This is a genomic window from Natronococcus sp. JC468 (genome assembly GCF_012163165.1).
Taxonomy (GTDB): domain Archaea; phylum Halobacteriota; class Halobacteria; order Halobacteriales; family Natrialbaceae; genus Natronococcus; species Natronococcus jeotgali.
Window position 1 is genome coordinate 1 of the sequence record NZ_JAAVUO010000041.1, and the last position, 26,495, is coordinate 26,495.

The following is a 26,495-nucleotide window of genomic DNA, read 5'->3' on the forward strand; positions in this document are numbered from 1 at the left end:
CACAGGACACCGCACGCCGAGTCGGCAATCCCGACAAACGACGCTTGCGGTCTTCGAGTCCTGAAACCTCCCTCGACGCGAGGCTTCCCTTGTAGGAAGCCCCGCCGTTTACGGCGGGTGAGGATGTCACGTTGAGTGTCACTCTATTCGGTTCGGGATGCTCCATCCCTCGAGTCGGAGCCATTTGCGCTCTCCACGAGGATTCCTTTCTCAGGTTATAGCCCACGAGTATTACCGGATCAGAAGTCGTCTCTCTCCACTCGCCAAGCAAGCCACTGGACCGACTGCGGTACCCGTTGGCGATCACTGATAGCTCCGATGGCTGCTCGCTCGAGATTATTTCGGGGGCGTGGCAGTAATCCCGTGATGGGCGAGCAGCGTGTCGACGACCCCTTCGGCCCACTCGGTCCGAGTCGCGAGCTCGGTCCCATAGCGGGTCACCTCCGCCAGATAACCGGCGCACTCGAGATCGACAGCGACCTTATGGATCAAACGTGGGTGTTCGCCGGCGAGAGTGTTGCCGACGGTGAACACGTAATCGCCCCCGTACCGCGCCGATGGAACGATGAGGTCGTCGGTCAATGACGTCGTGGCGCGGTCGGTGACCGCTCGAGCGTTTCCACTCACGGACGGGAAGATCGCCTGCCCGTACCCACTCGGACCACGCGGCGACCCCCAGATCCCCATCGAGCTATGCAGATCGATGACGGCATCAGGGTCCATCTCGGTAAGGAACGTCCAGATACCCCGCGCGACCTCCGTTGTCGGTGTCTGGGCAGGGGGGAACTGTTGGTTGAGGTCGCCGTGAGGGCCGCTATACGTCTGATCGCGGACCGCAGCTGCGTTGGCCTCGGGAATAACAACGAGCGTCCCTTGATCGAACTGCCACTCGCGAACTGCGTGTGCCGCCTCGATGCCGGACAGTTCGCTGCCGTGGACACCACCGAGAACGACGGCAGTTGGCCCGTCTGCCGGAGCCTCCCGGACATATGCGGGAGTCTCGTATCTCGTGCCCGAACACAGCGTCCGAACGCCCTCGGTGATCGACTCCGTAGCACTGGCCGTCCCGATTGTAAGCGCACCGAAAACACTCGCCGATCCGCCAACCAGTAGCGCTCGGCGACTCTTCGTTGACCGTTTCTGTGAGTTCTTTGTTGTGGACCGGTCTACCATTGCAACCATACAAAGACGCTACACTATGATATATAAAATTAGTACATTTCATAGGGTTGCCAAGATTTATATGCCAGGTGGTGAGAGAATCTCACGCAGATGAACCACCGCCTCAGTCGATGATTGTGCCTGGTTCTTCGCTCGAGTTCGGGGACGCAGTCGTGGACCAACTACTAGCAGCGAGTCTCGCCGATCACTCTTCGACGACCTGGTCGGCCTCGAACTCGACACGGTATGCGGCTGCGTCGGCACACTGGTCGAGGGAAAACGTATGCTCAGAGGTGGTGCCGGAACCGAGGCTGAACCGGGCATAATCACTCGAGAGAGAGTTGCCGTCTCCGTCGACGATCATGCCGAAACCGCCGTAGAACAACTCGGCAGACGACGTCGTGTTCTCCATCTCGACGGTGATAGTACAGAGGTGGGATCCGTCTCCTGATTCCCAGACGAACTCGTGGTCAACCTCGAGTCGGCCGTCGAGTTCGGAATCCAACACGGCCTCTCCCTCGAGCGTGCCCGGATCTGCTGGCGCGGAATCGTCGGAGTCGGTTGAGTTGTTCTCGGCTTCCGAAGAGTCGTTGGAGTCTGCTGGAGGAGTCTCCTCGTCGTCAGTCTCACCGTCTTCCTCGTCCGCGGTCACTTCCTCCTCCGACGTTTCGTTCTCTGTGTCGTTGGTCTCCGTTTCCGTGTCCGGATCCGACTCGCTGTCGTTGTCAGCCTCGGTTTCGTTGTCCCTGTCTAATTCACTGTCATTCTCAGTCTCGGTTTCGTTGTCCCCGTCTGCCTCACTGCCATTGTCATCTGTCTCGGGACTGTCGTTCTCCGTCTCGTTTTCAGTGTCCGGCTCAGTACTTCCTGCATCCTCGTCGCTGTTGAACTCCGTGCACCCTGCCAGAACACCGACCATCGAGGCACCAGCCGCCTTTGTAAAAAACCGCCTGTTCATACATGTATTCTTTCCTATCGACTAATAAATCTATCCAATATGATTGTCGCATGGATTAGCCACGCGTTTGTGACGGTGGGCCTCTGTTTACAGAGGATTATCTCCCCTCACCTGAGCAGTGGATAGCGGTATACTGGTCGGTTCACTCGAGTCATCGAGGAGATGGGCGGTGACAGGCATCGTCAACACCGTCAGCAGCGTATAGAGTTCCCCGACATGGAGTTCGCCACGACAGTGATCGTGGTACAGCGCTCTGATTGCATCCGCGTTTGGTCCGGGAAACGCATCGGCTACGCGCCCCTGCGTGTCTAGAACGTCGAGCGGGAACTCGAACGAACGGAGCAGTTCGGCGTCGTTCAGCCAGGGGCCGTTAGTCAGGTATGGCTCCGGCGGCACCCAATTGACGACGTGTTTGTCCCAGAACTCCAGAACGTGTTCGCCCACGTATTTGACTGGAAACGACCGCGAGAGCGACACGCCAGCTTTGGCGTGCGGGATTGCCGCAAGCTCGGCATCAAGCTGGGCGACTGCCTGCCCGACGAGGTCCCGGCGAAGCCGGTATCGGGGCGGCATCGACAGCGAGAGGTCGAGTAACCGGTTATCGAGAAACGGCGACCGATAGGGAAGCAGCCGGCGGAGATGGCCGTGAAACCGCAGATCATCGTCGTTCGAGAGCGGATAGCAGTTGCCGTAGTAGACCAGCTCCGTGAGCGACTCGTAGGTGACGCCGTGGTGGACGACCCGATCGCCCTCCCGATAGATGTTCGACTCGAGGACCGTCCGGAGGTCAGTCGGCATCTCAAGGTCGTCATGGGCACGGTCGAGTAACAACTCGATATACTCATCGACGGTCTCGATCCGCCGTTCGAGTGGCGCCGTTATCGACCCCAGTGGGCCCAACGAGACACTCGGTGACGGGACACTGTACCCACTGAACAACGAGTCACTGTACAGTCCCGACAGCAGCCCGTCAACGCGTTCGGTGAGCTGTGATTCGTACCCGCTCGTGTACGGCTGACTGAACCACCCGTTAAAGGAGTCGGCCCATCGGTTTCGCTCGAGCGCACCGATACGATACTCCGGTCCCCGTTCGAGCAGCTCGAACGCCGCCCCGGCCTCGTGAGCGACCCGCTCGGCGATATGTGCCTCGCGGTTCATCCAGTCGTTCATGTGGAACCCGGTCGCGTTCTCGAGCGCCGCGAGGATCAACCGTGAGTCCCGTCCACCGGATAACAACACACCGTACTCACGACCGTCATGGGTCCACTCATCGATAACGGTCTGAAACCGGTCGGCGAACTCCTCGACGAACCACGCGAACGATTCATCGCGGGGCCGGTACCGGGGACGCCAGTACTGTTCGGTGTGAACCGAGCCGTCATCGAGCGCGACCGACGTAATCGTCCCCGGTTCGAGTTTCTCGATCCCCTCGAGGGGCGTTTTGACGCCAAAGGTGCATCGAAACGCGAGGTACTCGTGGAGATATGCCGGATGGAACGCGGTGTCGACGTTCGGGTGAAACGGAAGGAGCTGGATGTTCGTCGAGAAGACGATCGAGCCGTCGTCAGCCCGTGTCCAGTAGATCGGAACCGTTCCGAACCGATCAGTACAGAACACGAAGCGTTCCTGAGCTCGATCATAGAGGAGCAGCGAATAGTTCCCGTTGAGTCCCTCAAGAAACTCGAATCCAGTTCGCTGATACAATGACAGGCAGTACTGTGCCGGATCGGTATCGGATGGGCGGGGCTCGTACCCGTTGGATTGCCCCGGTCCGCCGGCTTCGTGTCCGAAGACGTCCCCGAGAAGCCAACAGTGAACCGATTCGCTCTCGGCGTTCGAGCTAGCGGTTGCCGTATGGGTGCTATTCGAGCTGGTTGCAATGGCGAGCCGATCGCTCGTCGTCTGCGCTGCTGGCTCGAACGGCAACCACTCATCAGCGAGTGTGTCACGCACCGGTTCGTCCGGATGAACGACGCCGTATGTCGCTCTCATCGTCGATCACGCTCATCCAACCACCGTCTGTGTCCCCGTCGTCGGGCTCGTTTTTGAGCCCGGAAACACGTTCTCTGGCGACTGCAGACGAGCCCCGAACGGACCTGTGCACCACGGGGACCACAGTGAGACGGAGTCTGTCTCGAACCGCAAGACCGATCGCTCTCTCGTCCGAGCCGGCTGTACTGTGTATCGTTTCCGTCGAAAAATTGTCTTTTTGTTCTGAGCGATGAGAAAGGCCACTCTACGAGATAAATATGAGAGAATGAGTGTATTTTCATCTACTATTCCATACTGGACTGTCTCAATTGATAAGCCTTGCTCATGATATATATTGCTGTGATTTATACCCGATTCAGGAAGAAAATTTAGTCAGAAATGAATGTTAAAAAGGAGCGCGTAGACAGCCGCGTATCCGTGAAAACTATATAGCAGTATAATTACATAAACGAACCTGATAAAATAGGTGGCTCCAGTCAAGCGGTTCTCAGGGATTGCTTCCCAGAAGTGTGACTCTATCACAGTGATATCGTAAATATCCTTCTATCCTTGCCGGTCACCACATCCTTTATATTATACTATATCTTATCTTCAGTCAATACAGTTTATCCGACCTACTGGCAACAAGAATAACTGAAGGGTAATGTCGAATAGTCTCAGAAATCGAGACGGCAACAATCAGAAACCAACGGACAAATGGCACGAAAAATAGAATTTGGAACTGACGCAGTTAGGGAGGAACCGACGGAAATAACGGAGAACGGAGGAGGGCTGAGATGAACATCGAGGACGGTGCAACGCTCAATCTCGAGGGCGATGATTCGGCTCAGCCGTACCAGAACAACCAATCCGGTGTGAGTATCGAACCGACGGCGCCAGTCGACGGACTGGAGTGTCGGATCTCCACCCGAACGCGGGGTGTGGTGACGGCGTATCTAACCGATAGCGGCGGGGACGTACTGGAGCGACGCTCGATCGCGACCCTCGATCCGGGCGAGTCGTTTACCTTTACAACGTCACTCAACGCCGGGGAGACGTACTGGATCCTGTGCGATGCCCGCGGTCGCAACTACGTCCGGGGACGAGCGGCGGTCAGCTACCCGATCGAAAGCGAGTCACTGATCGCAACGCAGGGGATCTACAGTGGAAACAATCAGTCCGAGAGCTATCGATACTGTATCGATCGGATTCGGCCTGCCGGCGATCCTGACACACTTTCATTAGGGAGTGATGAGCAAGCTCAGTCCTGGAGTGGACTGGACGATTGGTCCGGTGTTCGCATCCAAGCCACTGCAGATATCACCGACGTCGAGTGTCGTCTCTCGACGGAAACTGACGGCGTGACTACCGCCTACCTGCTGGATGATGCAGAGACCGTGCTCGATCAACAATCGATCTCGGGCATTGAGGGTGGCGAACGCTTCAGCTTCGATGCCGAGCTCGCGGCCGGAGAGGTCTACCGGATCGTCTGCGGTGCGGACGGCGACAGCTACACCCGTGGGCGTACTGCCGTCGATTATCCCCTCGAGAGTACCGCCCTCGTCGCGACACACGGGGTCTATAGCGGCAACTCGCTCTCTGATGGATACCGCTACTGTATCGATCAGATTCAACCGGTCGAGATTCGCAGTCCCTCCGGGGCGGCGCTCGATCTCGGAAGCGATGACGAAGCCCAGTCCTGGAGCGGCTTGGAGAACCGCTCGGGCGTTCGCATCCAGCCCACACAGTCCTTTCGGGGTCTCGAATGCCGGCTTTCGGCGGAGACTGAGGGACTCATCACGGCCTATCTCACAACTGACGAGGGCGCTGTCCTAGAGCGACAGACGATCGCCACGCTCCAAGCGGGCGATACGTTTGGGTTCGAGACTCGGCTCGACGCCTACCAGACGTACTGGATCGTCGTTGACGCCCGAGGCGATGCCTACGTTCGGGGGCGATCCGAGGCGGACTTCCCCATCCAGAACGATAGCCTGGCAGTGACACACGGGATCTACGGCGGCACTGAACGGAGCAACAACTACCGTTACTGTATCGACCGGATCATGCCGGGTCCTGTCGATCCTGTGCTGTCGACCCTCGACCTCGAGAGCGATGACGAAGCCCAGTCCTGGGGCAGTTTGGATGACCGCTCCGGTGTGCGCATCGAGACGGACGAGGATCTCTCCGGGCTCAAATGCCGACTCTCCTCGGAGACCGCGGGGGTCACGAGGGCGTATCTGACCGATGATTCGGAAACCGTCCTCGAACAGCAGTCGATTGACGATCTCGGGCCAGGTGGGACGATAACGTTCACCACGCCACTCGAGGCTGGGCAGGCGTACTGGATCGTCTTCGATGGGGGTGACGACAGCTACATCCGCGGTCGTGCTGCCGTTGATTACCCCGTTGGAAACGGTGTTGTACGGGCAACTCATGGCATATACGGTGGTAATCTGCGCTCCAATGACTACCGGTACTGTCTCGATCAGATCAGCCCGCAGCGGCGGGCATCCGTACTGAACCTCGAGGACGATAGTCAGGGACAGTCCTGGGAGGGACTGAACGAGTGGGCCGGTGTCCGTCTGCAGCCGACTGCGAGCGTTGACGGACTGGCCTGTCGTCTGTCTGGTGCGACCGAGGGCGTCACGACAGCCTATCTGACCGATGATTCCGGATCGGTACTCGAAGAACAGCCCGTTGCCGGACTCGAGGCGGGTGAAGTGGTTATCTTCGGAACCGAACTCGAGGCCGGAACGAGCTACTGGGTCGTCTGTGACGCCGACGGGCAGGAGTATACGCGTGGCCGTACCGCCGTCGACTACCCCCTCGAGGGCCCTTCGCTGACGGCAACCCACGGCATCTACAGTGGTGATCTGTGGTCCGATAACTACCGCTACTGTATCGACCGTGTCGTTGAGGCCAGCGAACGGGCCGTGCTCGAGACGACGGCCGGACAGGATGAGACGCTCACCCTCGAGAACGATACGTACAGCCAGTCTTGGAACGGGCTCACCGAACGGGCGGGCGTCCGTCTCCGGACGAGAAATGCGGTCAACGGACTGGAGTGTCGGATCTCCACCGGAACCGTCGGTGTCACGACAGCCTATCTGACCGATGATAGCGGGACCGTCCTCGATGAACAATCGATCGCTCCGCTCGAGGCGGGCGAGACGGTTACCTTCGAAACCGAACTCGAGGCCAACTCGGTCTACTGGGTCGTCTGTGACGCGGACGGGCAGGAGTACACGCGTGGTCGTGCCGCTGTCAATTATCCGGTTGCAAGCGCCTCACTGGAGGCAACCCATGGTATCTACACTGGTAATCTGCAATCCGAGGATTACCGCTACTGCATCGATCGGATTCGGCCGATCGACGTCACGAACGGGCTGACGGGCGCACTGACATCCCGCCCACTTGAGGTCACGACGATCGATGTGGCTAGCCATCCTGCGATCAATGAGGATGGTGACTTGGCCGCAGAGCTCCTAGCATTCATTGCCTCCCTTGATGAGGTCAACCACGAGTTCGTCCTGCCGATGGGCGAGTACACCTGGAACACCGAGTTCCAGCTCTATGATCCGATCGAGTACCTCGAAATCAGAGGTGACCCGCGAGCGACGTTACAGATTCGCGACCACAATGTCGATCTCGCCTTCGAACTCGGACTGTGGGCTGACGAGGACCCACCAGCACACGTGGCGTTTCGCAACCTCGACGTTGATATCGCTGACCAGCCGGAACGAGACGCGGGTCTGATCACCGCGCATGTCGGCCGTTGTTTGATCGACAACGTCGAGCTCGTCGGGCAGCGCTGGCGTCACGGCCCTGCCGGTGGGAGCCGGTATACCTGCCTCGTCAACACTCGTGAATCGGACGCGTTCTCGCTGCTTCGCAACATTAGCCTTCCCGACGGGGAAATCGCTGATGCCACCGAACCATCGGTCGGCCATTCGATCGGTTTCAGTTCGGATCCACCACACGAGGGGATTAACCTCTGGCAGCAGTGTTATGTCGAGGACTACGTGGATAACGGAGTTTACGTGAGCAACAGCGTGGGCAACAACCTCGTCGTACGTGCCACAGCAGTCAACTGTGGGAACGGCACACTCCGTATCGGTGCCGATGACGAGGCTCGCGACTGCAGGGTGGTTCTCGACGCAGCCTCCGACCAGATCTACCCGGGGACCGGCCTCTGGTTCAACGGTGGCGAACCGGTCGCAGAACGGATCGAAATCGATGGCAGCGACGCCCAGAACGATATTGTCAGAATCAATAGCGGTGCCGATGGTGGCTATATTACCGATCTGGATGTCTTCTGTGGACCGAACGTTGTCGCCCCGACACTCCGGTGTACGTATACCAGTGAGACGAACCCCTCGGGTATCCTCATCGAAGATTTCGTCATCGATGACGTAACCACGGCTGATGACAAGGCAAGTGTCCGGATCCGACGGCCCGACGTGACGTTGCGTTCGGGCGAGATCGAGGTTGCTAACCGTCCCTCACTCAGTGGCGCCTATGATCCGGACCTCAACGATGTCGATATAGTGTAGCCAATTCGGTCGACGTCTACCCCGCCCCGAGTCGGGATTTTGTGCCTGTTTCAACTCACCTTCAAGACTGGAACGATGACGCCGAAGCGTGGATTCGCCGCTTCCCCTGATGGATTCGAGAACTTCTGCGGATAACTGTATCAAAGATCATTCAGGAGAGAGAAAGCTCTTCCATTGATCGATATCCTCCTCTGTGTACTTGCCCTTCTCTTTCATCTCCAGCAAAAACGGTTCCACATCTTTGTATATCAATCCATCAAAGAAGTCCTCTTTATCCATTTCACCAGTCTTGATATAATGAACGCCGGTTTCTGACAGGACCCCCTTCATTCGAAGTACTGCGATCAGCCGATTAATTTGGTCCGACTGCTTCACAGCCTCTTGGTTATGATCCGTCGAACCAACAGTTTCATCAGACTGCTCCGGGGAATCGGCAGCATCTTTCAGAAGTTCATCACTGGTAACCTCTGCTGAGGCATCGATCTCGTCAGCCATATCTAGTATTGTGCACACTACTTGAAAAATCTTGTTAATATATTACATATTTATAGTAGCGTAATTACTATATACTATGATAGATCTGTATTTATATAATTCATGTACTAAATAACAATTATGGGATACGGAAAACATGAGAAATAATGATGAAGACTCCGAATGCTCTTACTCCTGTTCGAGCTGACTACGAACTCTACTGGCGAGTTCTTCGTTCGTCATATCGTCGTTCAAGAACTCACGAAGCCACTGGACGTCAAGATAGGCAGAGAGGATCGTCTCTCTGGCCTCGTTCTGGACAGTCAGCTTGACCTCTTCGAGTTCAGCGAGGAACGCCTCCGCGTCGGTGACTCCACGCTCGAGAGCGGGGGCCAGCTCGAGAAGTTCCTCACGGAGTGCAGCCCGGTCGGTCGTCGTCACCACAACGCAGACCTCGAGCTTCTGGTCGTGATACGCGAGTTCTTTGATCTGGATAAGATCACTGTTGAGTTCGCACTTCGCTCGGTCGAACCCGGGGATTTCGTCCGCCTCTTTCTCGTCGCCCTTCTCGTCTTCCTGTTCATCACCACCCTCTTTCTCATCCTCGCCGTTCTTCTCTTCCTTCTCGGTTTTCTCCTTGTTCCCGTTCTTTTCCCCACCGTTTTTCTCGTCTTCCGTCTTTCCGTTATCAGCCTGCCCGTTGGCTGCACCGTTCTCACTCGAATCACTGTTTTCTGATCCAGTCTCGTTGGAACAGCCGGCGAGGATGGTTGTGAACGCGGCACCACTACTGAGGAGGACCTTTCGTCTGTCCATATCCACCTACCATAACACCATGGTCATTAATAAGTTTTTACATCTAAATGATAGATATAGATTACATTTATTGTATGATTTCTATACAGAATTTTTTAGTATTTTCACACTTCGTAGCCATACGTCTACTGACGTCATCTATTTCGATAAAAGATGTTAACCTTCAAACATCATAGCTTGCAACTTCTTGTGAGCCACAGTTATGACACCAATCTGCGGTCTCTGAAAGTTTCTTTCCACAGTTTTTACACTCACAGAAGACTGCCCTCTCTTGGGATAGGGCCCTTCGCAACGGAGTAAGTATCTTCATTAATGTCATTTATATTTATCGGCGGGTATAGTTCACACGACACGTGTCAATGGCTGAGAGAGGGCATCTCTAGATGTGGGTGATGACGAATGTGGACAGCTGCGCGTGAGAAAGACCAGATCGATCCGTGTTCCGGGTCTTCAGGTGCGGGAGATGTCAATAGCAGGGAGCCCCAAGAGCGTCAACGTCCATCATTTATTTTGGCTATCTAATATCCATAATATCAGGACAATTATTTACCTGCAGATATCTTCATCGATATGGGCAGTCCATCTCCGTCACACAAAAAGAGCGATACCTCGTCTCCTATTGTTACCGCAACGGATGTGAGGAAAGTTTACAGCCAGGGATCCGATCCAGGACGGATCGCGCGAGCGCTCGGACGGTCAAAGCCACCGACGATCAGCGCAGTCGATACCGTGTCGCTTGAAATCTCAACGGGAGAAGTCGTTGGCCTCGCCGGTCCAAGCGGGAGTGGAAAATCAACACTGCTGCATATCCTCGCCGGCTTAGAACAGCCGACAGAGGGGACCGTCACGTTCCAAGGGACAGAGCTTTCGGCACTCTCGAGACGTGAGCGAACGCGGCACCGGCTCGAGCACATCGGAATCGTCTTCCAACACTTTCACCTGCTCAACTCACTCTCTGCTCGTGCAAACGTCGCACTCCCGCTGGTAGAACTCGGTGTTGCCAAGCGACAACGCCGGCAGCGAGCGACTGAACTGCTTGAACGCGTTGGGCTTGGAGACCGGATTACGCACCGCCCGGGGGAACTCAGCGGCGGAGAGCAACAACGTGTCGCGATTGCTCGTGCACTGATCACGGATCCAGAGCTCGTCATCGCTGATGAACCGACCGGCGAACTCGATACGGATACTGGCCGAACAATACTCCAAGAATTTACGAGAGTTGCGGAAAACCGGGCTGTCGTCCTGGCGTCGCACGACCGCGAAACGCTGGATATCTGTGATCGGTTGTTCCGCCTCCGGGATGGGGCCATCGCCAGTCAGACGCGACAGGGTGAGATCACCCCATGAACCTTCGTCGCCTCCTTGCACGGTGGCTCGGCTTGATCGCTGTTGCAATCCGTCAAACGGCATCACGTGCAACCTATACGGCAAAACAACGCATCCAGTTTAGCGTTCTTGGTGTAGCCGTTGTGATCGCGTTACTGGTCATGGTCACCGGCCTTGGCGTCGGCATTGCGACAAGTACGACCGTCGCTGATGAGGATATCGACTATTGGATCGTGCCGGAGACGGAAGGTTCGAGTTCCCCGTTAGTTGCGACCGACGATCCACAGTTCGGCTCAGCTCACGAGACGAATACGCAAATCCGCCAAAAGGAGGAGGTGGAGTCGTCAACACCGGTTCTATCACAGATCCATCAAATCGAAGCGAACGGGACATCCGAGTTCGTACTTATCACGGGCATTATCAACTCTCCGGAGGTCGATCGCGTGAGTGGTCTCAATTCTGACTTGCTTACCCCGAACGATCCCTACTACACCAGTGGGGAGTGGACTGGAGAGGTCGTCCTGTCACCGAGCGTCGCCGAGACGCTCGCTGTCTCTCCCGGTGATTCGATAACCGTTGCGGACAACAGTTCGTTTACGGTGACAGCTATCGACGAGCAGTCGGGTACAAGTGGCGGGATTCCATCAGCACTCGTTCAGTTGAGCGAGTTTCAGGCTGTAACTGGTTCGGCATCATACGACCAGGCGGATCAGTTCGTTGTCGGGACGAACTCGCCAAGCGTTGAGGAAGACCTTGCTGACGTCTATCCGGAGTCCACAGTCAACTCTCGTGGAGAGATGATGGCGAGTAACACACAGAACTCCGAGTTGTCCCTGTCACTCGCACTTACTGCGTTCGTCGTCTCGCTGTCCATTGGCACCCTCTTCGTTGTCACGACATCGGGACTCGAGATCGTCACGGATCGTCAGCAACTGACGATTCTCTCTGTGATGGGCGTCTCAGTTCGAAGCCAGTTACAGCTCATCGGGACACAGACACTCGTGATGACGGGACTTGGGGGAATAATAGGCTCCATAGGTGGCTTAGCCGGTATCCGACTCATCAATGCGATTGCGGTTCGAACGGTGACGACTGAGCCGATAGCGGTCTCTCGTCCACTGTTTCTCGGCTATGGACTCGGTGTTGCGCTGCTAATAGGCCTGCTGTCATTACCAGTCCTCTTGCTCGTTGCGCGGCGAGTCTCCGGAGGTGTTCCGCAGTGACGAGCCGGATCCGTACCAGGATGAGCCGTAGCCTCGCTCGAGTTCGGACCGCCGGTCGGCTTACTGTCGCGCAGTTCCGACAGCAGAAGCTTCGGCTTCTGCTGGCAGTGATTGGCGTTGCACTCGCCGTGCTCGCGATAACGCTACTCACCAGTACCGGTCTCGGTGTGCTCGAGACGGGGAACCAACAGTTCGAGACGGCAGAGCGTGACTTGTGGGTCACCTCAGGCGAAACCCGGATCACGGCGGCTGATGGCGGCGGGTTCGAAAACACACTCTACGATTCACGCAATCTCTCTGCGGAGATGCGATCGCACGACGGTGTTTCGAACGCGATTCCACTCGCATTCGATACCGTATATATAAAAACGGGTGCGGAGAGCGAGGTCCAGACCTTCATTGCGACCGGGTTGCCAGGTGGAGGGCCATCCGTTCAGGTCTCGGAGGGAGAGGGACTTTCGGGTGACCCCTATTACTCGAACGGATCATATGACGGAAATATGACCCGAGAGCTCCTGATTGACGAAGAGACAGCTGAAACGCAGAATCTCACCGTTGGTGATACGGTCAACGTCGGTGGCTCGCTCACCGCGACAGAGGACAACCAGTATACGGTGGTTGGCGTTTCATCAACGTTCGAACAGATGTTGGGGGCATCAACAGTGACGATGCCGCTCAGCGAGTTCCATCAGATCACGGGGACGACTCAAACCGAGCCGGCGACGTTCATCACGATTACTGTCGAGGACGATGCCGATGTTGAGACCGTGCAAGAGGATCTCGAAGCGGCATATCCCGAGTACGATATCCGATCGAATCAGGAGCAGCTTTCGGCCGTGTTACAAGAGCAAGTCATTCTCCTCGCTGCTGCAGGGGCACTGATCGTCCTCGCGATCGGTGCCGGCATCGCACTCACAATGTCGCTACTGTCACTCGTCATCTATCAGCAACGCCAGACGTTTGCAGCGCTCACCGCACAGGGTGTGTCATCAGCACTGCTCATCTATACGGTGATCGGACAGGGACTCGTAATCGGTGTTCTTGGGGGGACGACCGGAATACTGCTTACACCACCGGCGGTCGCTGGGCTCAATCGCCTCTCAGCAGCCGTTGTCGGGTTTGAGGGGCTTGTCCAAACTGCGCCCTGGGTGTATGCGAGCGCGGTCGGGATTGCAGTGGTTATCGGGACGATTGCTGCAGCAATCGCTGGCTGGCGTGTCGGTCGAGCACCGCCATTAGAACACATCTGACACAGCAATCCTCTCTCGAGGGAAAACACAGGCGTACGACTCGAGGTGTCCTACTCCTGTTCCATCTCTTCGCGAGCCATCTCCATCAGTTCCTCGTTCGACAGATTATCGTTCACGAACTCACGGAACCACATGACATCAAGATGGATGGCAAACAGGGTCTCTTTGGATTCGTTCTGGAGAGTGAATTCCATCTCGTCAACCTCGGCAAAGAACGCTTCAACGTCAGTGATTCCGCGTTCGAGAGCCGGTGCGAGTTCGGAGAGCTCCTCGAGGAGTTTCTCCCGGTCCTCAGTTTTCACGACGATGCGAACGATGAGCGTCCCGTCGTGACACGAGAGTTCCTTGATGTGGATAAGCTCGCTGTCGATCTCGCAGGCAGCGGGATCAAATCCGGGAATCTCGTCCGTTTTGTCGCCACCGTCCTTTTTGTCCTCTTGTTCCTCGTGACCTTTCTTCTCGCCCTTCTCTTCGCTGTGTTTGCCGTTTTTCTTCTTGTCTTCGCTCTTTTTCTCGCTGTTTTCCTTGCCTTTCGCGTTACCGTTGTCTTTGTTATCCGCGCCGTTTTCTGCTCCGGTTTGACTGGCACAGCCAGCAAAGAGGGTTGTAACTGCAGCACCACTACCGAGGAGGACCTTTCGTCTATCCATATCCGAATGCTTCTGCCACCTGGTTATTAATAAGTTTTTACACTTATATGATAAGCAACATTTCTCTTGTAAGACAGTGCTGATCCGCAGCTATCATATCAGTGGACGGAATAGAAATAGCAACTCAGTCTCAATTTCGTCTCTCCAGGGGAGTCACCACAAGTTATATATGTCACACTATCAAGTTTAGTATAATGAGTGACTGGTTACGGAAACAAGCTAATATTCTCTATGAGCGGCTTCTTTCTGAGGAGGTCTCGGGTACACCGAACCATGTTGCTGTGATTCAGGATGGAAACCGTCGGTACGCCCGGCAGCAAGGTGATGATACTCATCAAGGGCATCGGGCAGGGGCAAAAACAACGGAACAGATCCTCGAGTGGTGTCAGGAAATCGGTGTTGAAGAGCTAACGCTGTACGCGTTCTCAACGGAAAACTTCAATCGACCAGCAGAAGAGAACGAACCACTGTTTGATCTGCTCTCTGAAAAGCTTCGTGAGTTTGCTGATGCTGATCGTGTACATGATAACGAAGTACAGATCAGAGCGATCGGGGCAGTCGATCGGCTTCCGAAGCGCGTCCAAGAGGCAATTACGTATGCAACGAGACAAACACAGGAATATGATCGCTTTATCCTCAATATCGCACTCGCATACGGTGGCCGATCCCAACTTCTCGAGGCTGCGCGGAGTGTTGCGAAAGACGTCGAATCTGGGAACCTCGATCCAGAGGAGATCGATATCGGGACGGTCGAAAAACAACTCTATACGACCCCTCTCCGCGATGTTGACCTAATCATCAGAACGGGGGGCGGTGAACGCACCTCGAACTTCCTTCCGTGGCATGCAAATGGGAACGAGGCCGCAGTCTTTTTTTGTAAACCATACTGGCCAGAGTTTTCGAAGGCAGACTTCTTACGTGGAATCCGTACCTATGAACACCGTCAACAGTCCTGGCAGCGCACTCGTGCTCGCCGTGCTCTTGCGTTGTTGGGTTCAATGAGTGACCAAGACCTCCCCGAGGCACGCTCGACCGTTGCTCGTTTCCGTGATTCACTACCAGCTTCGGAACAGCCAAACGAAGAGACGATTGAACTGCCTGACTCTAACGAGCCAGTAGCAGATCGATGAGGTGAGTCACAGCTTTCAAATACACTTCTTTCTCAGACCTCGATGCTCTTAAGTTTCGAGGGTACCAAGGACACGTTCTCGGAGCTGCCCTTGTGAGATCTCACCTCGATTGTACTGTTCTACCCACTCAGTCTCAACCGTAGCGGTACCGAGTTCTTGACTGCCATCATTACTCTGGATGGTGACATCAAGCCGCTCAGACGGCGCATTGCCGCTTTCCACGTAAGCACTGTAGGGGACTGCGATTTCACGCATCGTGCTCGTCGAGGGAGTCGAATTCCCTTCTTCGGCTCTCAAGGTCAAGGAGCCGTGTGTCTCGTCTTCCTCATACTCAACGACCTCACCACTGTAGGCCGTCTCGAGTCTCGTTACGAACTCCTCAGTCGTCATTTCCTCGGTGGTTCCGTTCTCGGCGGCTTCCTCGGTCTCTTCGTCGGCTTCGGTCGTCTCGTTCTCTTCAGCTTCAGGTTCGGTTTCGGTCTCTTCTACAGACTCATTTGACGACCTGTTCTCATTTCCGCCTTCTTCGTCTTCGCTCTCGTTGAGACCACCTGCACCGTTTTCGCTCTCGTTTCCATCAGTATCGTTTTCTTCAGTATTCCCTTCACTACTGTTGTCTCCACTACTGTTCGGGCCAGAGGCATCCGAACAGCCAGCGAGTAAGATTGCTCCGCCGACACCGATAACCGCCTTCCGTCGTGTAACATCTACCATTATTCTATATTTGTGAATTTCCCCTCGAGAGGGGAACGGGTTCCCTGCTGTAGAACAGGATCTTTGACTCAAATGTTTGAGTCCTAAACCGTCGGTAACAAATCACCTCTCGAGCATAATATTACTACCGATTAGTCCCTCGATTATCATCTGTAGAACGCTGGCTGGCTCCTTGTTCTCGTCGCCCTTGAGGCAATCGACGCCTGGTCGACCCACTCCTGTCCCCGAACGAGCGGCTCGCGAACTCTCCAATCAGTCCCCGCTCAAGTCCCAGCCCGAGTAGATAAAAATTCACATACCAGTGAGTGATTGGGGGTACGAACGATCTTTTGAATCGACTCGTGATGGTACTGAATCGGATCTTACAGAGAGATAGACCAACGCATGTCGACGCACGATCAACATCACGACGAAGCGGAACCAACTGACGAACGTGAGGAGTACACGGCCGCGGAGGCGGCCGAGCTCGAGGCCGACGCGTTCGACGGCGGCGGAATCGACCGACGGACGTTTCTGAGCGTCGCGGCCGCGTCCGGGGCCGCGCTCGCCCTGCCGACGACCGTCTCGGCCGACGTCACCGACGACGCGCTCACCGACGTCGCCGAGTTCGCGGTCAATGCGACCGACGAGGACTACGAGGCGACGCTCGTCCTCGAGTTCGCCGACGGCGACGCCCTCGCGGCGTTCTACGACGAGTTCGGCGAACCCGACTGGGAGATCGACGAGGACGACCGCGCCCCGAAGGTCGTCTACCGGGAGGCGCCGACCCCGGCGGCCCACGCCAGGCTCACCGCCGCCGAGCTCGAGGCCGCCCTCGAGGACGGCGGGATCGAGCACGTCGACTTCTCGCCGGGGGCGAACCCGTTCTGGAAGCTGGACGATCCCTACGGCGACTACGAGGTCTATCCGGAGTACGTCGAGGAGTACGACGTCTTCCCGTCCGTCGAGAGCGCCCGCGATTTCGTCTCCCACGGCGAGGTCGGGCGGGCCCTCGAACACCTCGAGGCCGAACACCCCGACATGGTCAACCTCGAGCGGATCGGGTACGGTCCCGGACACGAGAACCACGTCACGGGAGAGGATCCCGATCTCGGCGAGATCTACGTCGCGGAACTCACCAACGACGTGCAGGATCGGGAGGCCTTCGCCGAGAAGGATAAGGCCGTGTTCACCGTCGCGATCCACGGCAACGAACAGGCGGGACGGGAGGCCGCCAGCCGCATCCTCGAGAACGCGGCGAAGGGCGAGTCCGAGGCGTTCAACCCGCTGCTCGACGACATCGCGATCGTCTACGTCTACATCAACCCCGACGGCTGGCTCGTCCGCGAGCCCCACGTCGGCGGGAGCGCAGACGACCCGACGATCGGCCACGAGCGGGGGAACTCGACGGGGCTGGACACGAACCGCCAGTACCCGACGATTGGGTGGGTCGACCCGGCGTTCTGGCCCGCCGAACCCGCCGACGACCCCGGGATCCGCCCCGGCTACGACGTCGGCTACGAGGACATGGTCCCCGACGCGCTCGCGGCCGTCGAGCACCTCCGGGGCTACGACAACGTCGAGTACCTCTGTGATTACCACATGATGGGGTGGGCCGACTCGATGGTGCTCAACCTCGAGTCCAACGCCACCTACGAACACGACGGCACGCACAACTTGGACGAGGTCAACCGCCGGATCAACGACGCCATGACCGACCGCTGGGGCGGGCCCGAGGCGATCGCCGAGGACACGATCCGGGCCGGCCGGGATACGGCCGACCTCGAGGAGTACGTCCCCGAGACGCTGCAGAACTACGGCTCGATCTACGACTCGCTGGAGTACAACATCACGGGCGGGCTGCTCGGCTGGGCCGGCATCGAGGAGGAACGGGGCGGGCTCGGCGCCGTCACGGTCGCACCCGAACTCGGACTGCGCGATTTCCAGAACTGGCGACCCTACGTCGAGCGCCACCTCGAGACGGCGTACTTCCTCTCGATGCGCGAGTTCGCCGAGCTATGCGCCGCGGACACCGACGCGACCGTCGCCACCGACGGCAGCGACGTCGCCTACGTCCGCTCCGAGACGCTTACCCGCTCCTCGGCCGACCTCTCGCACACGCCCGACGACGGCGGCCCCGGGAAGGGAAAGGGCAAGGCGAAGGGGAAGGGCGAGAGCGAGAACGGATCCCACGGTTCCGCGTCCGACGACGGCGGGACCGAGGTTCGGTGTCGCGCCGCCCGCCTCGGCGCCGAACCGACGCCCGTCGACGTCGCCGAGAACACCCAGACGGTGTCGGTATGTTTCCTCGCCGGCGGCGGCGAGGACGGCGTCGTCCGCCTCTGTGACCCCGACGGGGAGCGCGTCCGGGAGATCGACCTCTCGGAGCACGACGCCGACGACTGTTGTATGACCGACCCCTCGAGTCTCTTCTTCAGCACTCCCGACGCGGGCGAGTGGACCCTCCAGTACGACGGCGACGGGGAACCCGCCGTCGAGATCGTCGTCGTCGACAGCGACGAGGAACATCCCGACCCCGAGGTCGTCCTCGGCTACAGCCAGCAGGACTACGAGGTCAACCCCCTGGCGTTCTTCGAGGACCTCGACCCGTTCCTCGAGGACGGCTCGATCGAGGGCATCAGCGTCCACCACGTCGGCGTCGGGCGCCTGCTCAAAGGCAACTCCGGCAAGCGCCACTACGACGAGCTCGTGATCGCCCACGACGACGGGATCGACGACTCCGACTACGTCGCCGCGATCGAGGCGTTCGTCGAGGCCGGGGGCGACCTCGTGTTGACCGACACCGGGCTCTACCTGCTCGACGTCCTCGAGGTCGGCGACGCCGCCGAGCTGAGCGCCGCGGACATCGCATCGACGACGATCACGATCGCCAACCTCGAGGATCGGAACTTCGATCACCACCTGCTGACCGACCTCCGGGAGATCCAGCGGGAGATCTGGAAGAGCCCGCAGATCGGCTACTCGGCGAACGAGTCCGACCAGCCGATCACGGTGATCGACGACGACGCCTTCGAGGCCGCGGGCGGCGAGGTCGCGGGTCGGATGGACGGCGCCGACGCGGCGGGCGTCGCCGCCGGCTCGCTGTCGGCAGGCGACGCCGAGATCAATCTGATCGGGTCGGCGCTGCCGCCGGCGTCCCAGGAGTACCTCCATCCCTTCGGCATGGCCGACCACGCCCTGTCGTTCATGGGCCACACGATGATGTGTAACGCCCTGGGCTTCGAGCAACGGCGCTTCGTCGACGGCGAACTCGTCGGCACCTGGGGCGAGCTGCGCTAGCGGCGACCTCCGTCCCCGACCGACTCCGCCTCGAGAGCGAGCGATCGTCGCCCGGCAACGGCCGTGTGCGGACTCCCCACTGTTTCCGACGCTTCGCGCTCGAAACGGGATCCGTCCCGGGAGGGAAGCGCCGGATCGGACGTCGACGCCGTCGCAGTATCGATTCAAGGGGGAGGACTTATCCTTACTGACTGTCTAGTCAGGATATGTCCCAGACGACCTCTCGGAAGCGACCGTGGCTCGCGGCGCTACTCGCAGCGCTCGTCACCGGACTGGGCCACCTCTACCTCCGACGATTGCGCCGCGCCGTCGGCTGGCTCCTCGCGTCGCTCGTCGTCACGACCCTCTTCGTCGATCAGGGGGCCTTTCAGACGCTCATCGACGGAACTGTGACCCTCGAGACGGTGCTCGCCGTCGCGCCGATGTACGCCGTTATCGGGCTCAGCGTCCTCGACGCGTACCGAATCGCCCGAACGCCGACCACGACTGCCGACCGTCGGTCGGCCACGCAGTCCGCCGACGGAGACGCCACCACCTCCTGTCCGCACTGCGGGAAGGAACTCGACGACGACCTCGAGTTCTGTCACTGGTGTACGACCCCGCTCGGCGACGACGCTCCCGAGTCGGCGACGGACGCACCCGAGGATTCCCGTCGCTGAGACCCGCTGCCTCGAGCGACGGACCGTTCGTGGCCGTTCCCGGTTCGCGGGCCGTGATTTCTCCCACGACTAACGTCGTGGGCTTTCTCCTCGAATTTCTGTAACCCACCGCTGGCGGACAGAGTCGCTCTGGGCCGACCGCACTCTCGCGTACGCTTCTCGCCGTCTGGACGGACCGAACGCTCGAGCGGGCAACCGAACGGCAGATCGATCCCGGCGGAAGCGCCGAACGTTCGATCGTCTCGAGCGACGCGTCGCCGTCGTTTTGACGCGCTCGCAATTCGACGCGGTCTCGAGAGACGTTACTATTCCAGATACTACTAAACATTCTTATAATTATGGCGAGTATCGGTTCGAAGAATGGTGTCGAGAATTCGTTGTCGGAACCTAACTGAGAGAATTTACTGAATGAGTCGGTATAGTGGTGGCATTCTCGGTAGCGGATTAGAAAGCAGGATTCGTACTGGATCTATCGGATATAGGATCGATATCGGCAGCTTCTGCGGCTATTATATCCACATAGATAACGCTAAGCGGGAGAACGGACAATATTCCGGCAGACAACTGTAACGATATGCAGTTCTCGAGTACCTATCAGGAAAGTATGATACTTCTCTCACCTCAGAATTCGAGTACGAACCGTCCCGTCGACCGACGCGATCTCTCGAGCGCGACCGATCCTGTCCGAGAGGGGACGACTGCCGGCGTGACGCCGTCTCGCGGAACCGAGACCCAGATATTTACAGAGGTACGGTTGTACACCAGCGGTCCCTATCGGAATTGCGTTCCCGACCGACATAAAGTTACGGATCGTAATCTATACAGCTGTGTCCAAACGAGCAGTAAGGAAAATCAGCGTAATCAGAACTGGTTGCAAGTAGGACCGTCTCGGACCGTCGAAACGATCCCCGTCACACGCGCCGCCCTCACTCCTCCCCGAGGAGGGACTCGAAGATGCGCGGATCGGCGTTGAACTTCAGCACGTTCGTGACGACGGTGTTTCGGAGGTCGAGCAGCAGGTCGCCGTGGTTCTTGTAGAAGTCGTGTATCCACTTCGACTCCTGTTCTCGGTCCCGAAAGACCATCACCGACTTCCACTGGTACTGCCCGTCGGCCAGGAAAAACAGGAGCGTGTGCTCGTCTTCCTGAATGAACTCGAGGGCGTCCCGCCACTCCGCGTCGAAGTTCGGCGGGAAGAACTGGTACTCGAACAGGCTGAAAAACAGGAACTCCTCGTTGGGGATCACCGCCTCGCGGAACACGCCCGCCTCGCGCATCTTCCGGATCGACTCGCTGATCGTGACGCGCGAGGTCTCGATGTCGTGTTTGGACTCGAGTCGGTCGCGGATCTCCTGTGCCGACAGCGTCGGGTCGTTGGCGAGCTCGCTGAGGATGTACGTGTCCCGCTCTTTGAAGTTCCACTCGGGCCGGGTCTTCTTCTCGCCCATAGGATCGCTTCGGGGGAATCCGCCGTCAGTCTTCCGGTCGGCGCCCTCACTATCGACTCGGCTCGCCGAACCGCGTGATCGGTTCCAGCTCCGCCTCGTCGACGTCCTCAAAGGCGGCGCGCGCGATGACGCGTCGGTGGACCTCGTCGGCGCCGTCGACCAGGCGGAACTGGCGGACGGACTCGTAGAAATCCGAAAGCGGCAGGTCCTTACCGATCCCGTTGGCGCCACAGCACTGGACGGCGAGGTCGATCGTCTCCTGGGCGACGTTGGCGGTGAAGACCTTGCACATCGAGACGGGAACGCGCGCTTCCCCGCCGGCAGCGATCCGGTCGGCCGCGTCCCGGATTGCGGTCCGAGCCATGTGGAGTCGCGTCTCGGCATCGGCGATGCGGTGGCGAATCGACCCCTTCTCGGAGAGGGTCGACCCGAACCCCTCGCGCTCGCTCGTGTACGCCTTCGCGATCTCGAGTGCGCGTCCGGCCATCCCGGAGTAGCGCATGCAGTGGGTCAGCCGCGCGGGGCCGAGCCGTTCCTGGGCGTGGACGAACCCCTGGTTGCGCTCGCCGAGCAGGTGTTTGTCGGGAACGCGCACGCCGTCGTAGCGGATCTCGGCGTGGGACACGCCGCGGATCCCCCCGCCCGTGTGCGGAATGTTTCGAACGACGTCGACGCCGTCGGCGTCGGCCGGCACCAGAAACAGCGAGCAGCCCTCGTAGGGGTGGCCGTCCTCGTCGGTCCGCGCGAGGACGATGAGGACGTCTGCCTCGACGCCCTGGGTCGTCCACCACTTGTGGCCGTCGATCACCCACTCGTCGCCGTCTCTCTCGGCAGTCGTCCGGATCATCTTCGGGTCGGAGCCCGCCCCCTGGATCGGTTCGGTCATCGAGAACCCGGAGGCGATCTCGCCCTCGACCAGCGGCTCGAGGTAGGTCTCCTTCTGGGTCTCGGTGCCGAACATCTCCAGGGTGTGCATGTTCCCCTCGTCGGGGGCGTCGACCCGCATCGCGACCGGGCCGAGGAGGCTGCGGCCCGCCTCCTCGAAGGCCGGCAGCGCGTCCCGGAAGCTCGCGCCCATCCCGCCGTACTCCTCGGCGATCTGGGGCGCGTAGACGCCGTACTCCCGCGCCGCCTCGCGGAGGTCGGTCACCGTCCCGCTGGAAACGGTGACGCCGCCGGCTCGGGAGCGCTCCAGCGGCAGGACGACCTCGTCCATCAGCTCGCGTGCGCGCTCCGCGAGTTCGGTCGCTTGGTCTGAGTCATCGTACCTCATATACTCACGTATTTCGGAACGAGTACCTATATCTACCGCTCCGGGTCGCAGAATCGAAACGGGGGGGAGCCGAAGTGCTTAACCCGGTCTCTCTCGAACGTGGAGACACCGTGATAGAGAATGACGGACGATGACTATCTCGACCGACTGGTCGACGAGGCATCGCTGCGCTCGTACCTCGCGGCGGCGCTCGGCGAAGCCAACCGACTCGACGTCGAGCGGGTGGACGAGGGTCACTCGAACGAGACGCTGTTCGTCGCGTGGGACGACGAGGACCTGGTCGTTCGACGGCCGCCGCCGGGCGAGACGGCCGACACCGCACACGACGTCCTGCGGGAGCACCGCGTCGTCTCGGCACTGCAGGACACCGACGTCCCCGTCCCCGAGACGGTTCTGGCCTGCGAGGACCGCGACGTCCTCGGCAGCGAGTTCTACGTGATGCGCCGGCTCGAGGGCGACGTGATTCGCGCCGAGGAACCGCCCTGGCTCGACGGGCCGGACGCGCGCCGAGCCGTCGGCGAGGAACTCGTCGCGACGCTCGCGGCGATCCACGGCGTCGACTATGACGCCGTCGGTCTCGGGGAGTTCGGCCGTCCCAGCGGCTTCACCGACCGCCAGGTCGAGCGGTGGCGCGGCCAGTTCGAGTGGGCCCTCGAGACGACCGCCGAGCACCGAGCACTCGAGGACCTGGATCGCGTCACCGAGTGGCTCGAATCGAACGTTCCCGAAACGCACCCCGAAACCCTCGTCCACGGCGATTTCAAGCTCGACAACGTGATGTTCGCGCGGCCGGAGGCGGGAACGGACGGCGACCCGGAGACCCTCGCCGTCTTCGACTGGGAGATGGCGACGCTCGGCGATCCGTTCACCGACCTCGGCTGGATGCTTTCGTTCTGGTACGACGAGGGCGATCCGGATCCGCCGATTCCGGGGCTGTACCCGACGATCACGGCTCGAGACGGCTACCCCTCCCGGCGAGCGCTGATCGAGCGATACGAGCGCCACACCGGGCTCTCGTTCGACGAGCCGCGGTTCTACCTCGTCCTCGCGACGTACAAGATGGCCGCCCTCGGCGAGATGTTCTTCGCCAGGCACCTCTCGGGCGACAGCGACGACCCCCTCTACCCGAAGATGGAAACCGGCGTCCCGGCGCTGCTCGACCGAGCGGTCCGGCTCGTCGACGGCACGTACGATATCTAACCGCCGGGCGAACCGCGACTACCGCGCGGTCCAGCCGCCGTCGGCCGCGATCACGCTTCCGGTTACGTAACTCGCGGCGTCGCTCGCGAGGAACACTGCGGGGCCGGCGATCTCCGCCGGCTCGGCGAAGCGATCCAGGGGCGTCCGCTCTACGATCGACCGCCGGAGCTGATCGTTCTCCCGGAGCTCCTCGGTGAGCTCCGTCGCCACGTACCCGGGCGCCACCGCGTTCACGCGGACCTCCGGCGCCCAGTCCAGCGACATGCTCTTCGTGAGTCCGACGAGTCCGTGCTTCGAGGCGACGTAGGGGTGCTGTCGCGGCAGCCCGACGAGCCCGCCGACGCTGGCGACGTTGATCACCGACCCACCGTCGCTCTCGAGCAACGCGTCGGCGGCCGCGGCCGCGACCCGGTGGGCGCCGTTCAGGTTGACCTCGACCACGCGATCGAAGCTCTCGGCCGAGACGTCCTCCGGACGGCCGAGCGCGTCGTCCGGGTTGAACCCCGCGTTGTTCACGACGACGTCGATCGACCCGAACTCGGCCGCGGCTCGCTCGACGGCGTCCGCGACCGCGTCGGCGTCGGTGACGTCGGCCGGAACGGCGAGGGCGTCGCCCCCGTCGTCTCGAATCTCCTCGGCGACGGCCTCGATCTCGTCGGTCGACCGCGCCGAGGGTACGACCGCCGCGCCGGCGTTTGCGAGCTCGATCGCGATCGCGCGTCCGATCCCGCGTCCGCCGCCGGTGACGAGCGCGACTCGGTCTGACAGGTCGAAGAGTGCAGTCATCCGATCGGAGTATGCGACCTTCGGCGCCTAACCTTTTCGCATCGTGTCAGATCGGCAGGGAGACGAGCGCCGCGCTCGAGGCGGCGGTTCCGACACCGCGCCGAGAAAAACGAAATCGGCGGTTCACGGACGGGTTACTGAGGGTCCGCCTCGGAGTCGTCCAGCGCGAACCTGAGCCGCGAATCGTCGAACCGCTCGCGAAGCGAGAGCGTGTCGAACTTCCCTGTGTCATGGTCTTCGACTCTCTACTCGCTCACTCGGTCGCTCCTCGAGGAAGGAGACTCCGCACTATCGCTTCAGTCGAAACCACGTTGTCTTCTCGTCGGCCATGAAACGAGAAGCATGAAGAATATTCCCACGCCCGAGCGGGGACGCCCCTGCCGATCGAACCCGATCAAGTCGGAATCTGAGTAAATATATGGTAACTGATAGTGTCTATTGCCTCGATAGCGATATTGTTATGTTCAAGTTCTACAATATTATCGAGGACGAACCGAAGCAGTCAGGGATCCCATGATTTGAATCCTCGTAGTCAAAACTTGAGTCTTCAGGCAGTAACGAGCCGTCTTTCCGGATTCGGATGAACCCTCTCGGCCACCCAAAGATCAATTAACGTGTACGCATCCGGACGGCCAATAACGGCCGTCATATCGACGAATACCGCCGATCGTCCGGATGCGGAACTTCCGCGCCTATCACCGGAATCGTTCTTAGTAGTCCCACTTCTAAACTATATCTACGATCGTATCGCACTCTCTCATAAGTAAAATAATACGCACCTGGCGGAGTGACGATGCTCTCTCGGCGCGACTCGAGAGAGACTCGTATCTCGAAGGCAGGCCCGGCGATCTGTCGGGTGCCCGCGTGGAAAGGTCGCAAGCCATCTATCACGGACTGATGGCGGACGGTACTTTCAACGTGCTACTCGAAAAAGACGGGACCGAGGGTTTCTCGACGCGAGGGACACAGACGGGGTGTGTCAGAAACCGTCGTGACCTGACGCGAGTCCCCCTCCGTCCCTGGAACCGTTTGGCGCTCTCGCAGTATAAGTTTCTGGTTCGACTCCGGCAGCGTCCCGGTAGACGCCGGGAACGAGTCCAAGAGCGCTCGAGACGGGCGAGCTTCCCTCGAGCGTTCCACTCGTCTTGGAGTAACTCCGCCGCAGGCAAAACGGAGGCGAAAGGCCACCCGTAGGCGTCACTCTTTCGAACCACTCGACCCCGAGGCGATTTACGGACGTTCGATTTCGATGCGTCCGCACTGCCCCCAATCGGCGTGGATCTCGCAGACGTACTCGGCCATCCGCTCGTCCGCCTCGATCTCGAGCGACTGCGTCGCTCCCTCAGTTGCCATCAGTTCGGTTTCGTAGTCGTCGACGACCTCGCCGTTGTCGTCCCAGATCTCGACGTTGTGCGGTTGCCCGTCCGCGTTCTTCTAGGTGATGACACGTAGCGAGCGGAAGCCCACCCCTAAACAGTAGTTGCTGAAGTGACCAAGCGACGATTGTCGTTGTCCTCGTTGTCTCGATATGGCCGAGACAACTGAGGCAACGAAGGTGACTCGCGCAGCGTCGTCACTGCTGTTTCCTGAACTTGAGTTCGGAATCGCTGCTAACACCACATAT

The 26,495-nt window shown here is 59.2% G+C and carries 18 protein-coding genes and 1 pseudogene; 8 read left to right on the forward strand and 11 right to left on the reverse strand.

Annotation, left to right across the window (positions count from 1 at the left end; all coding sequences use genetic code 11):
- Nucleotides 1-336: 336 nt before the first annotated feature.
- The 3 genes from GWG54_RS16980 to GWG54_RS16990 form a co-directional block, all read right to left on the reverse strand.
- Nucleotides 337-1,173, reverse strand: coding sequence for a succinylglutamate desuccinylase/aspartoacylase family protein (locus GWG54_RS16980; RefSeq protein WP_167938888.1), 837 nt, complete (start codon nucleotides 1,171-1,173; stop codon nucleotides 337-339).
- 193 nt (nucleotides 1,174-1,366) lie between these two features.
- A complete protein-coding gene (locus tag GWG54_RS16985; RefSeq protein WP_167938889.1) occupies nucleotides 1,367-2,119 on the reverse strand; it encodes a hypothetical protein in 753 nt (250 codons plus the stop codon).
- 87 nt (nucleotides 2,120-2,206) lie between these two features.
- A complete protein-coding gene (locus GWG54_RS16990; protein WP_167938890.1) occupies nucleotides 2,207-4,111 on the reverse strand; it encodes an asparagine synthase-related protein in 1,905 nt (634 codons plus the stop codon).
- 776 nt (nucleotides 4,112-4,887) lie between these two features.
- Here GWG54_RS16990 and GWG54_RS16995 point away from each other — a divergent pair.
- The gene (locus GWG54_RS16995; RefSeq protein ID WP_209438505.1) at nucleotides 4,888-8,643 is read left to right on the forward strand and encodes a hypothetical protein; all 3,756 of its coding nucleotides are present in this window, start codon (nucleotides 4,888-4,890) and stop codon (nucleotides 8,641-8,643) included.
- A 147-nt stretch (nucleotides 8,644-8,790) separates the two neighbouring features.
- Here the strand turns inward: GWG54_RS16995 and GWG54_RS17000 are convergent, their stop codons facing one another.
- Nucleotides 8,791-9,138 (reverse strand): hypothetical protein, encoded by a 348-nt coding sequence (locus GWG54_RS17000; protein WP_167938891.1) that lies wholly within the window; start codon nucleotides 9,136-9,138, stop codon nucleotides 8,791-8,793.
- 168 nt (nucleotides 9,139-9,306) lie between these two features.
- Nucleotides 9,307-9,933, reverse strand: a complete 627-nt coding sequence (locus GWG54_RS17005) for a hypothetical protein (RefSeq protein WP_167938892.1) — start codon at nucleotides 9,931-9,933, stop codon at nucleotides 9,307-9,309.
- A gap of 570 nt (nucleotides 9,934-10,503) precedes the next feature.
- Between GWG54_RS17005 and GWG54_RS17010 the strand changes: the two genes are divergently transcribed.
- From GWG54_RS17010 to GWG54_RS17020, 3 genes are read left to right on the forward strand one after another with little or no spacing between them, the layout of a single operon-like run.
- Nucleotides 10,504-11,280 (forward strand): ABC transporter ATP-binding protein, encoded by a 777-nt coding sequence (locus GWG54_RS17010; RefSeq protein WP_167938893.1) that lies wholly within the window; start codon nucleotides 10,504-10,506, stop codon nucleotides 11,278-11,280.
- Nucleotides 11,277-12,482 (forward strand): ABC transporter permease, encoded by a 1,206-nt coding sequence (locus GWG54_RS17015; protein ID WP_167938894.1) that lies wholly within the window; start codon nucleotides 11,277-11,279, stop codon nucleotides 12,480-12,482. The genes GWG54_RS17010 and GWG54_RS17015 overlap by 4 nt, the downstream gene beginning before the upstream one ends.
- Nucleotides 12,483-12,502: 20 nt before the next feature.
- On the forward strand, nucleotides 12,503-13,732 hold the full coding sequence (locus tag GWG54_RS17020; protein WP_167938905.1) for an ABC transporter permease: 1,230 nt from the start codon (nucleotides 12,503-12,505) through the stop codon (nucleotides 13,730-13,732).
- A 50-nt stretch (nucleotides 13,733-13,782) separates the two neighbouring features.
- Here GWG54_RS17020 and GWG54_RS17025 read toward each other — a convergent pair whose 3' ends face one another.
- Nucleotides 13,783-14,382, reverse strand: coding sequence for a hypothetical protein (locus tag GWG54_RS17025; protein ID WP_167938895.1), 600 nt, complete (start codon nucleotides 14,380-14,382; stop codon nucleotides 13,783-13,785).
- Between the two features lie 194 nt (nucleotides 14,383-14,576).
- On the opposite strand from GWG54_RS17025, the gene uppS reads away from it, so the two are divergent.
- A complete protein-coding gene (gene uppS, locus GWG54_RS17030; protein ID WP_167938896.1) occupies nucleotides 14,577-15,512 on the forward strand; it encodes a polyprenyl diphosphate synthase in 936 nt (311 codons plus the stop codon).
- A 48-nt stretch (nucleotides 15,513-15,560) separates the two neighbouring features.
- Here the strand turns inward: uppS and GWG54_RS17035 are convergent, their stop codons facing one another.
- On the reverse strand, nucleotides 15,561-16,226 hold the full coding sequence (locus GWG54_RS17035; RefSeq protein ID WP_167938897.1) for a hypothetical protein: 666 nt from the start codon (nucleotides 16,224-16,226) through the stop codon (nucleotides 15,561-15,563).
- A gap of 384 nt (nucleotides 16,227-16,610) precedes the next feature.
- Here GWG54_RS17035 and GWG54_RS17040 point away from each other — a divergent pair, with 384 nt between their 5' ends.
- Both GWG54_RS17040 and GWG54_RS17045 read left to right on the forward strand, forming a co-directional pair.
- Complete coding sequence (locus tag GWG54_RS17040; RefSeq protein ID WP_167938898.1) at nucleotides 16,611-19,505, forward strand: M14 family zinc carboxypeptidase; 2,895 nt, start codon at nucleotides 16,611-16,613, stop codon at nucleotides 19,503-19,505.
- A gap of 206 nt (nucleotides 19,506-19,711) precedes the next feature.
- Nucleotides 19,712-20,164 (forward strand): zinc ribbon domain-containing protein, encoded by a 453-nt coding sequence (locus GWG54_RS17045; protein ID WP_167938899.1) that lies wholly within the window; start codon nucleotides 19,712-19,714, stop codon nucleotides 20,162-20,164.
- A gap of 926 nt (nucleotides 20,165-21,090) precedes the next feature.
- Here GWG54_RS17045 and GWG54_RS17050 read toward each other — a convergent pair.
- Complete coding sequence (locus GWG54_RS17050; protein WP_167938900.1) at nucleotides 21,091-21,612, reverse strand: winged helix-turn-helix domain-containing protein; 522 nt, start codon at nucleotides 21,610-21,612, stop codon at nucleotides 21,091-21,093.
- Nucleotides 21,613-21,661: 49 nt separating this feature from the next.
- The gene (locus GWG54_RS17055; protein WP_167938901.1) at nucleotides 21,662-22,885 is read right to left on the reverse strand and encodes an acyl-CoA dehydrogenase family protein; all 1,224 of its coding nucleotides are present in this window, start codon (nucleotides 22,883-22,885) and stop codon (nucleotides 21,662-21,664) included.
- Nucleotides 22,886-23,005: 120 nt separating this feature from the next.
- On the opposite strand from GWG54_RS17055, the gene GWG54_RS17060 reads away from it, so the two are divergent.
- The gene (locus GWG54_RS17060; protein ID WP_167938902.1) at nucleotides 23,006-24,085 is read left to right on the forward strand and encodes a phosphotransferase family protein; all 1,080 of its coding nucleotides are present in this window, start codon (nucleotides 23,006-23,008) and stop codon (nucleotides 24,083-24,085) included.
- 18 nt (nucleotides 24,086-24,103) lie between these two features.
- On the opposite strand, the gene GWG54_RS17065 is transcribed toward GWG54_RS17060, so the two are convergent.
- Together GWG54_RS17065 and GWG54_RS21220 are read right to left on the reverse strand one after the other, a co-directional pair.
- Nucleotides 24,104-24,871, reverse strand: a complete 768-nt coding sequence (locus tag GWG54_RS17065) for an SDR family NAD(P)-dependent oxidoreductase (protein ID WP_167938903.1) — start codon at nucleotides 24,869-24,871, stop codon at nucleotides 24,104-24,106.
- A 1,230-nt stretch (nucleotides 24,872-26,101) separates the two neighbouring features.
- Nucleotides 26,102-26,290: pseudogene (locus GWG54_RS21220) on the reverse strand (plastocyanin); the annotation flags it as partial.
- Nucleotides 26,291-26,495 lie beyond the last annotated feature (205 nt).

What these genes read in the sequence shown, in the direction of transcription:
- GWG54_RS16980 (WP_167938888.1), bottom strand. Translation starts at nt 1,173, where the DNA reads ATGGTAGACCGGTCCACAACAAAGAACTCACAGAAACGGTCAACGAAG.
- GWG54_RS16985 (WP_167938889.1), bottom strand. Translation starts at nt 2,119, where the DNA reads ATGAACAGGCGGTTTTTTACAAAGGCGGCTGGTGCCTCGATGGTCGGT.
- GWG54_RS16990 (WP_167938890.1), bottom strand. Translation starts at nt 4,111, where the DNA reads ATGAGAGCGACATACGGCGTCGTTCATCCGGACGAACCGGTGCGTGAC.
- GWG54_RS16995 (WP_209438505.1), top strand. Translation starts at nt 4,888, where the DNA reads ATGAACATCGAGGACGGTGCAACGCTCAATCTCGAGGGCGATGATTCG.
- GWG54_RS17000 (WP_167938891.1), bottom strand. Translation starts at nt 9,138, where the DNA reads ATGGCTGACGAGATCGATGCCTCAGCAGAGGTTACCAGTGATGAACTT.
- GWG54_RS17005 (WP_167938892.1), bottom strand. Translation starts at nt 9,933, where the DNA reads ATGGACAGACGAAAGGTCCTCCTCAGTAGTGGTGCCGCGTTCACAACC.
- GWG54_RS17010 (WP_167938893.1), top strand. Translation starts at nt 10,504, where the DNA reads ATGGGCAGTCCATCTCCGTCACACAAAAAGAGCGATACCTCGTCTCCT.
- GWG54_RS17015 (WP_167938894.1), top strand. Translation starts at nt 11,277, where the DNA reads ATGAACCTTCGTCGCCTCCTTGCACGGTGGCTCGGCTTGATCGCTGTT.
- GWG54_RS17020 (WP_167938905.1), top strand. Translation starts at nt 12,503, where the DNA reads ATGAGCCGTAGCCTCGCTCGAGTTCGGACCGCCGGTCGGCTTACTGTC.
- GWG54_RS17025 (WP_167938895.1), bottom strand. Translation starts at nt 14,382, where the DNA reads ATGGATAGACGAAAGGTCCTCCTCGGTAGTGGTGCTGCAGTTACAACC.
- uppS (WP_167938896.1), top strand. Translation starts at nt 14,577, where the DNA reads ATGAGTGACTGGTTACGGAAACAAGCTAATATTCTCTATGAGCGGCTT.
- GWG54_RS17035 (WP_167938897.1), bottom strand. Translation starts at nt 16,226, where the DNA reads ATGGTAGATGTTACACGACGGAAGGCGGTTATCGGTGTCGGCGGAGCA.
- GWG54_RS17040 (WP_167938898.1), top strand. Translation starts at nt 16,611, where the DNA reads ATGTCGACGCACGATCAACATCACGACGAAGCGGAACCAACTGACGAA.
- GWG54_RS17045 (WP_167938899.1), top strand. Translation starts at nt 19,712, where the DNA reads ATGTCCCAGACGACCTCTCGGAAGCGACCGTGGCTCGCGGCGCTACTC.
- GWG54_RS17050 (WP_167938900.1), bottom strand. Translation starts at nt 21,612, where the DNA reads ATGGGCGAGAAGAAGACCCGGCCCGAGTGGAACTTCAAAGAGCGGGAC.
- GWG54_RS17055 (WP_167938901.1), bottom strand. Translation starts at nt 22,885, where the DNA reads ATGAGGTACGATGACTCAGACCAAGCGACCGAACTCGCGGAGCGCGCA.
- GWG54_RS17060 (WP_167938902.1), top strand. Translation starts at nt 23,006, where the DNA reads ATGACGGACGATGACTATCTCGACCGACTGGTCGACGAGGCATCGCTG.
- GWG54_RS17065 (WP_167938903.1), bottom strand. Translation starts at nt 24,871, where the DNA reads ATGACTGCACTCTTCGACCTGTCAGACCGAGTCGCGCTCGTCACCGGC.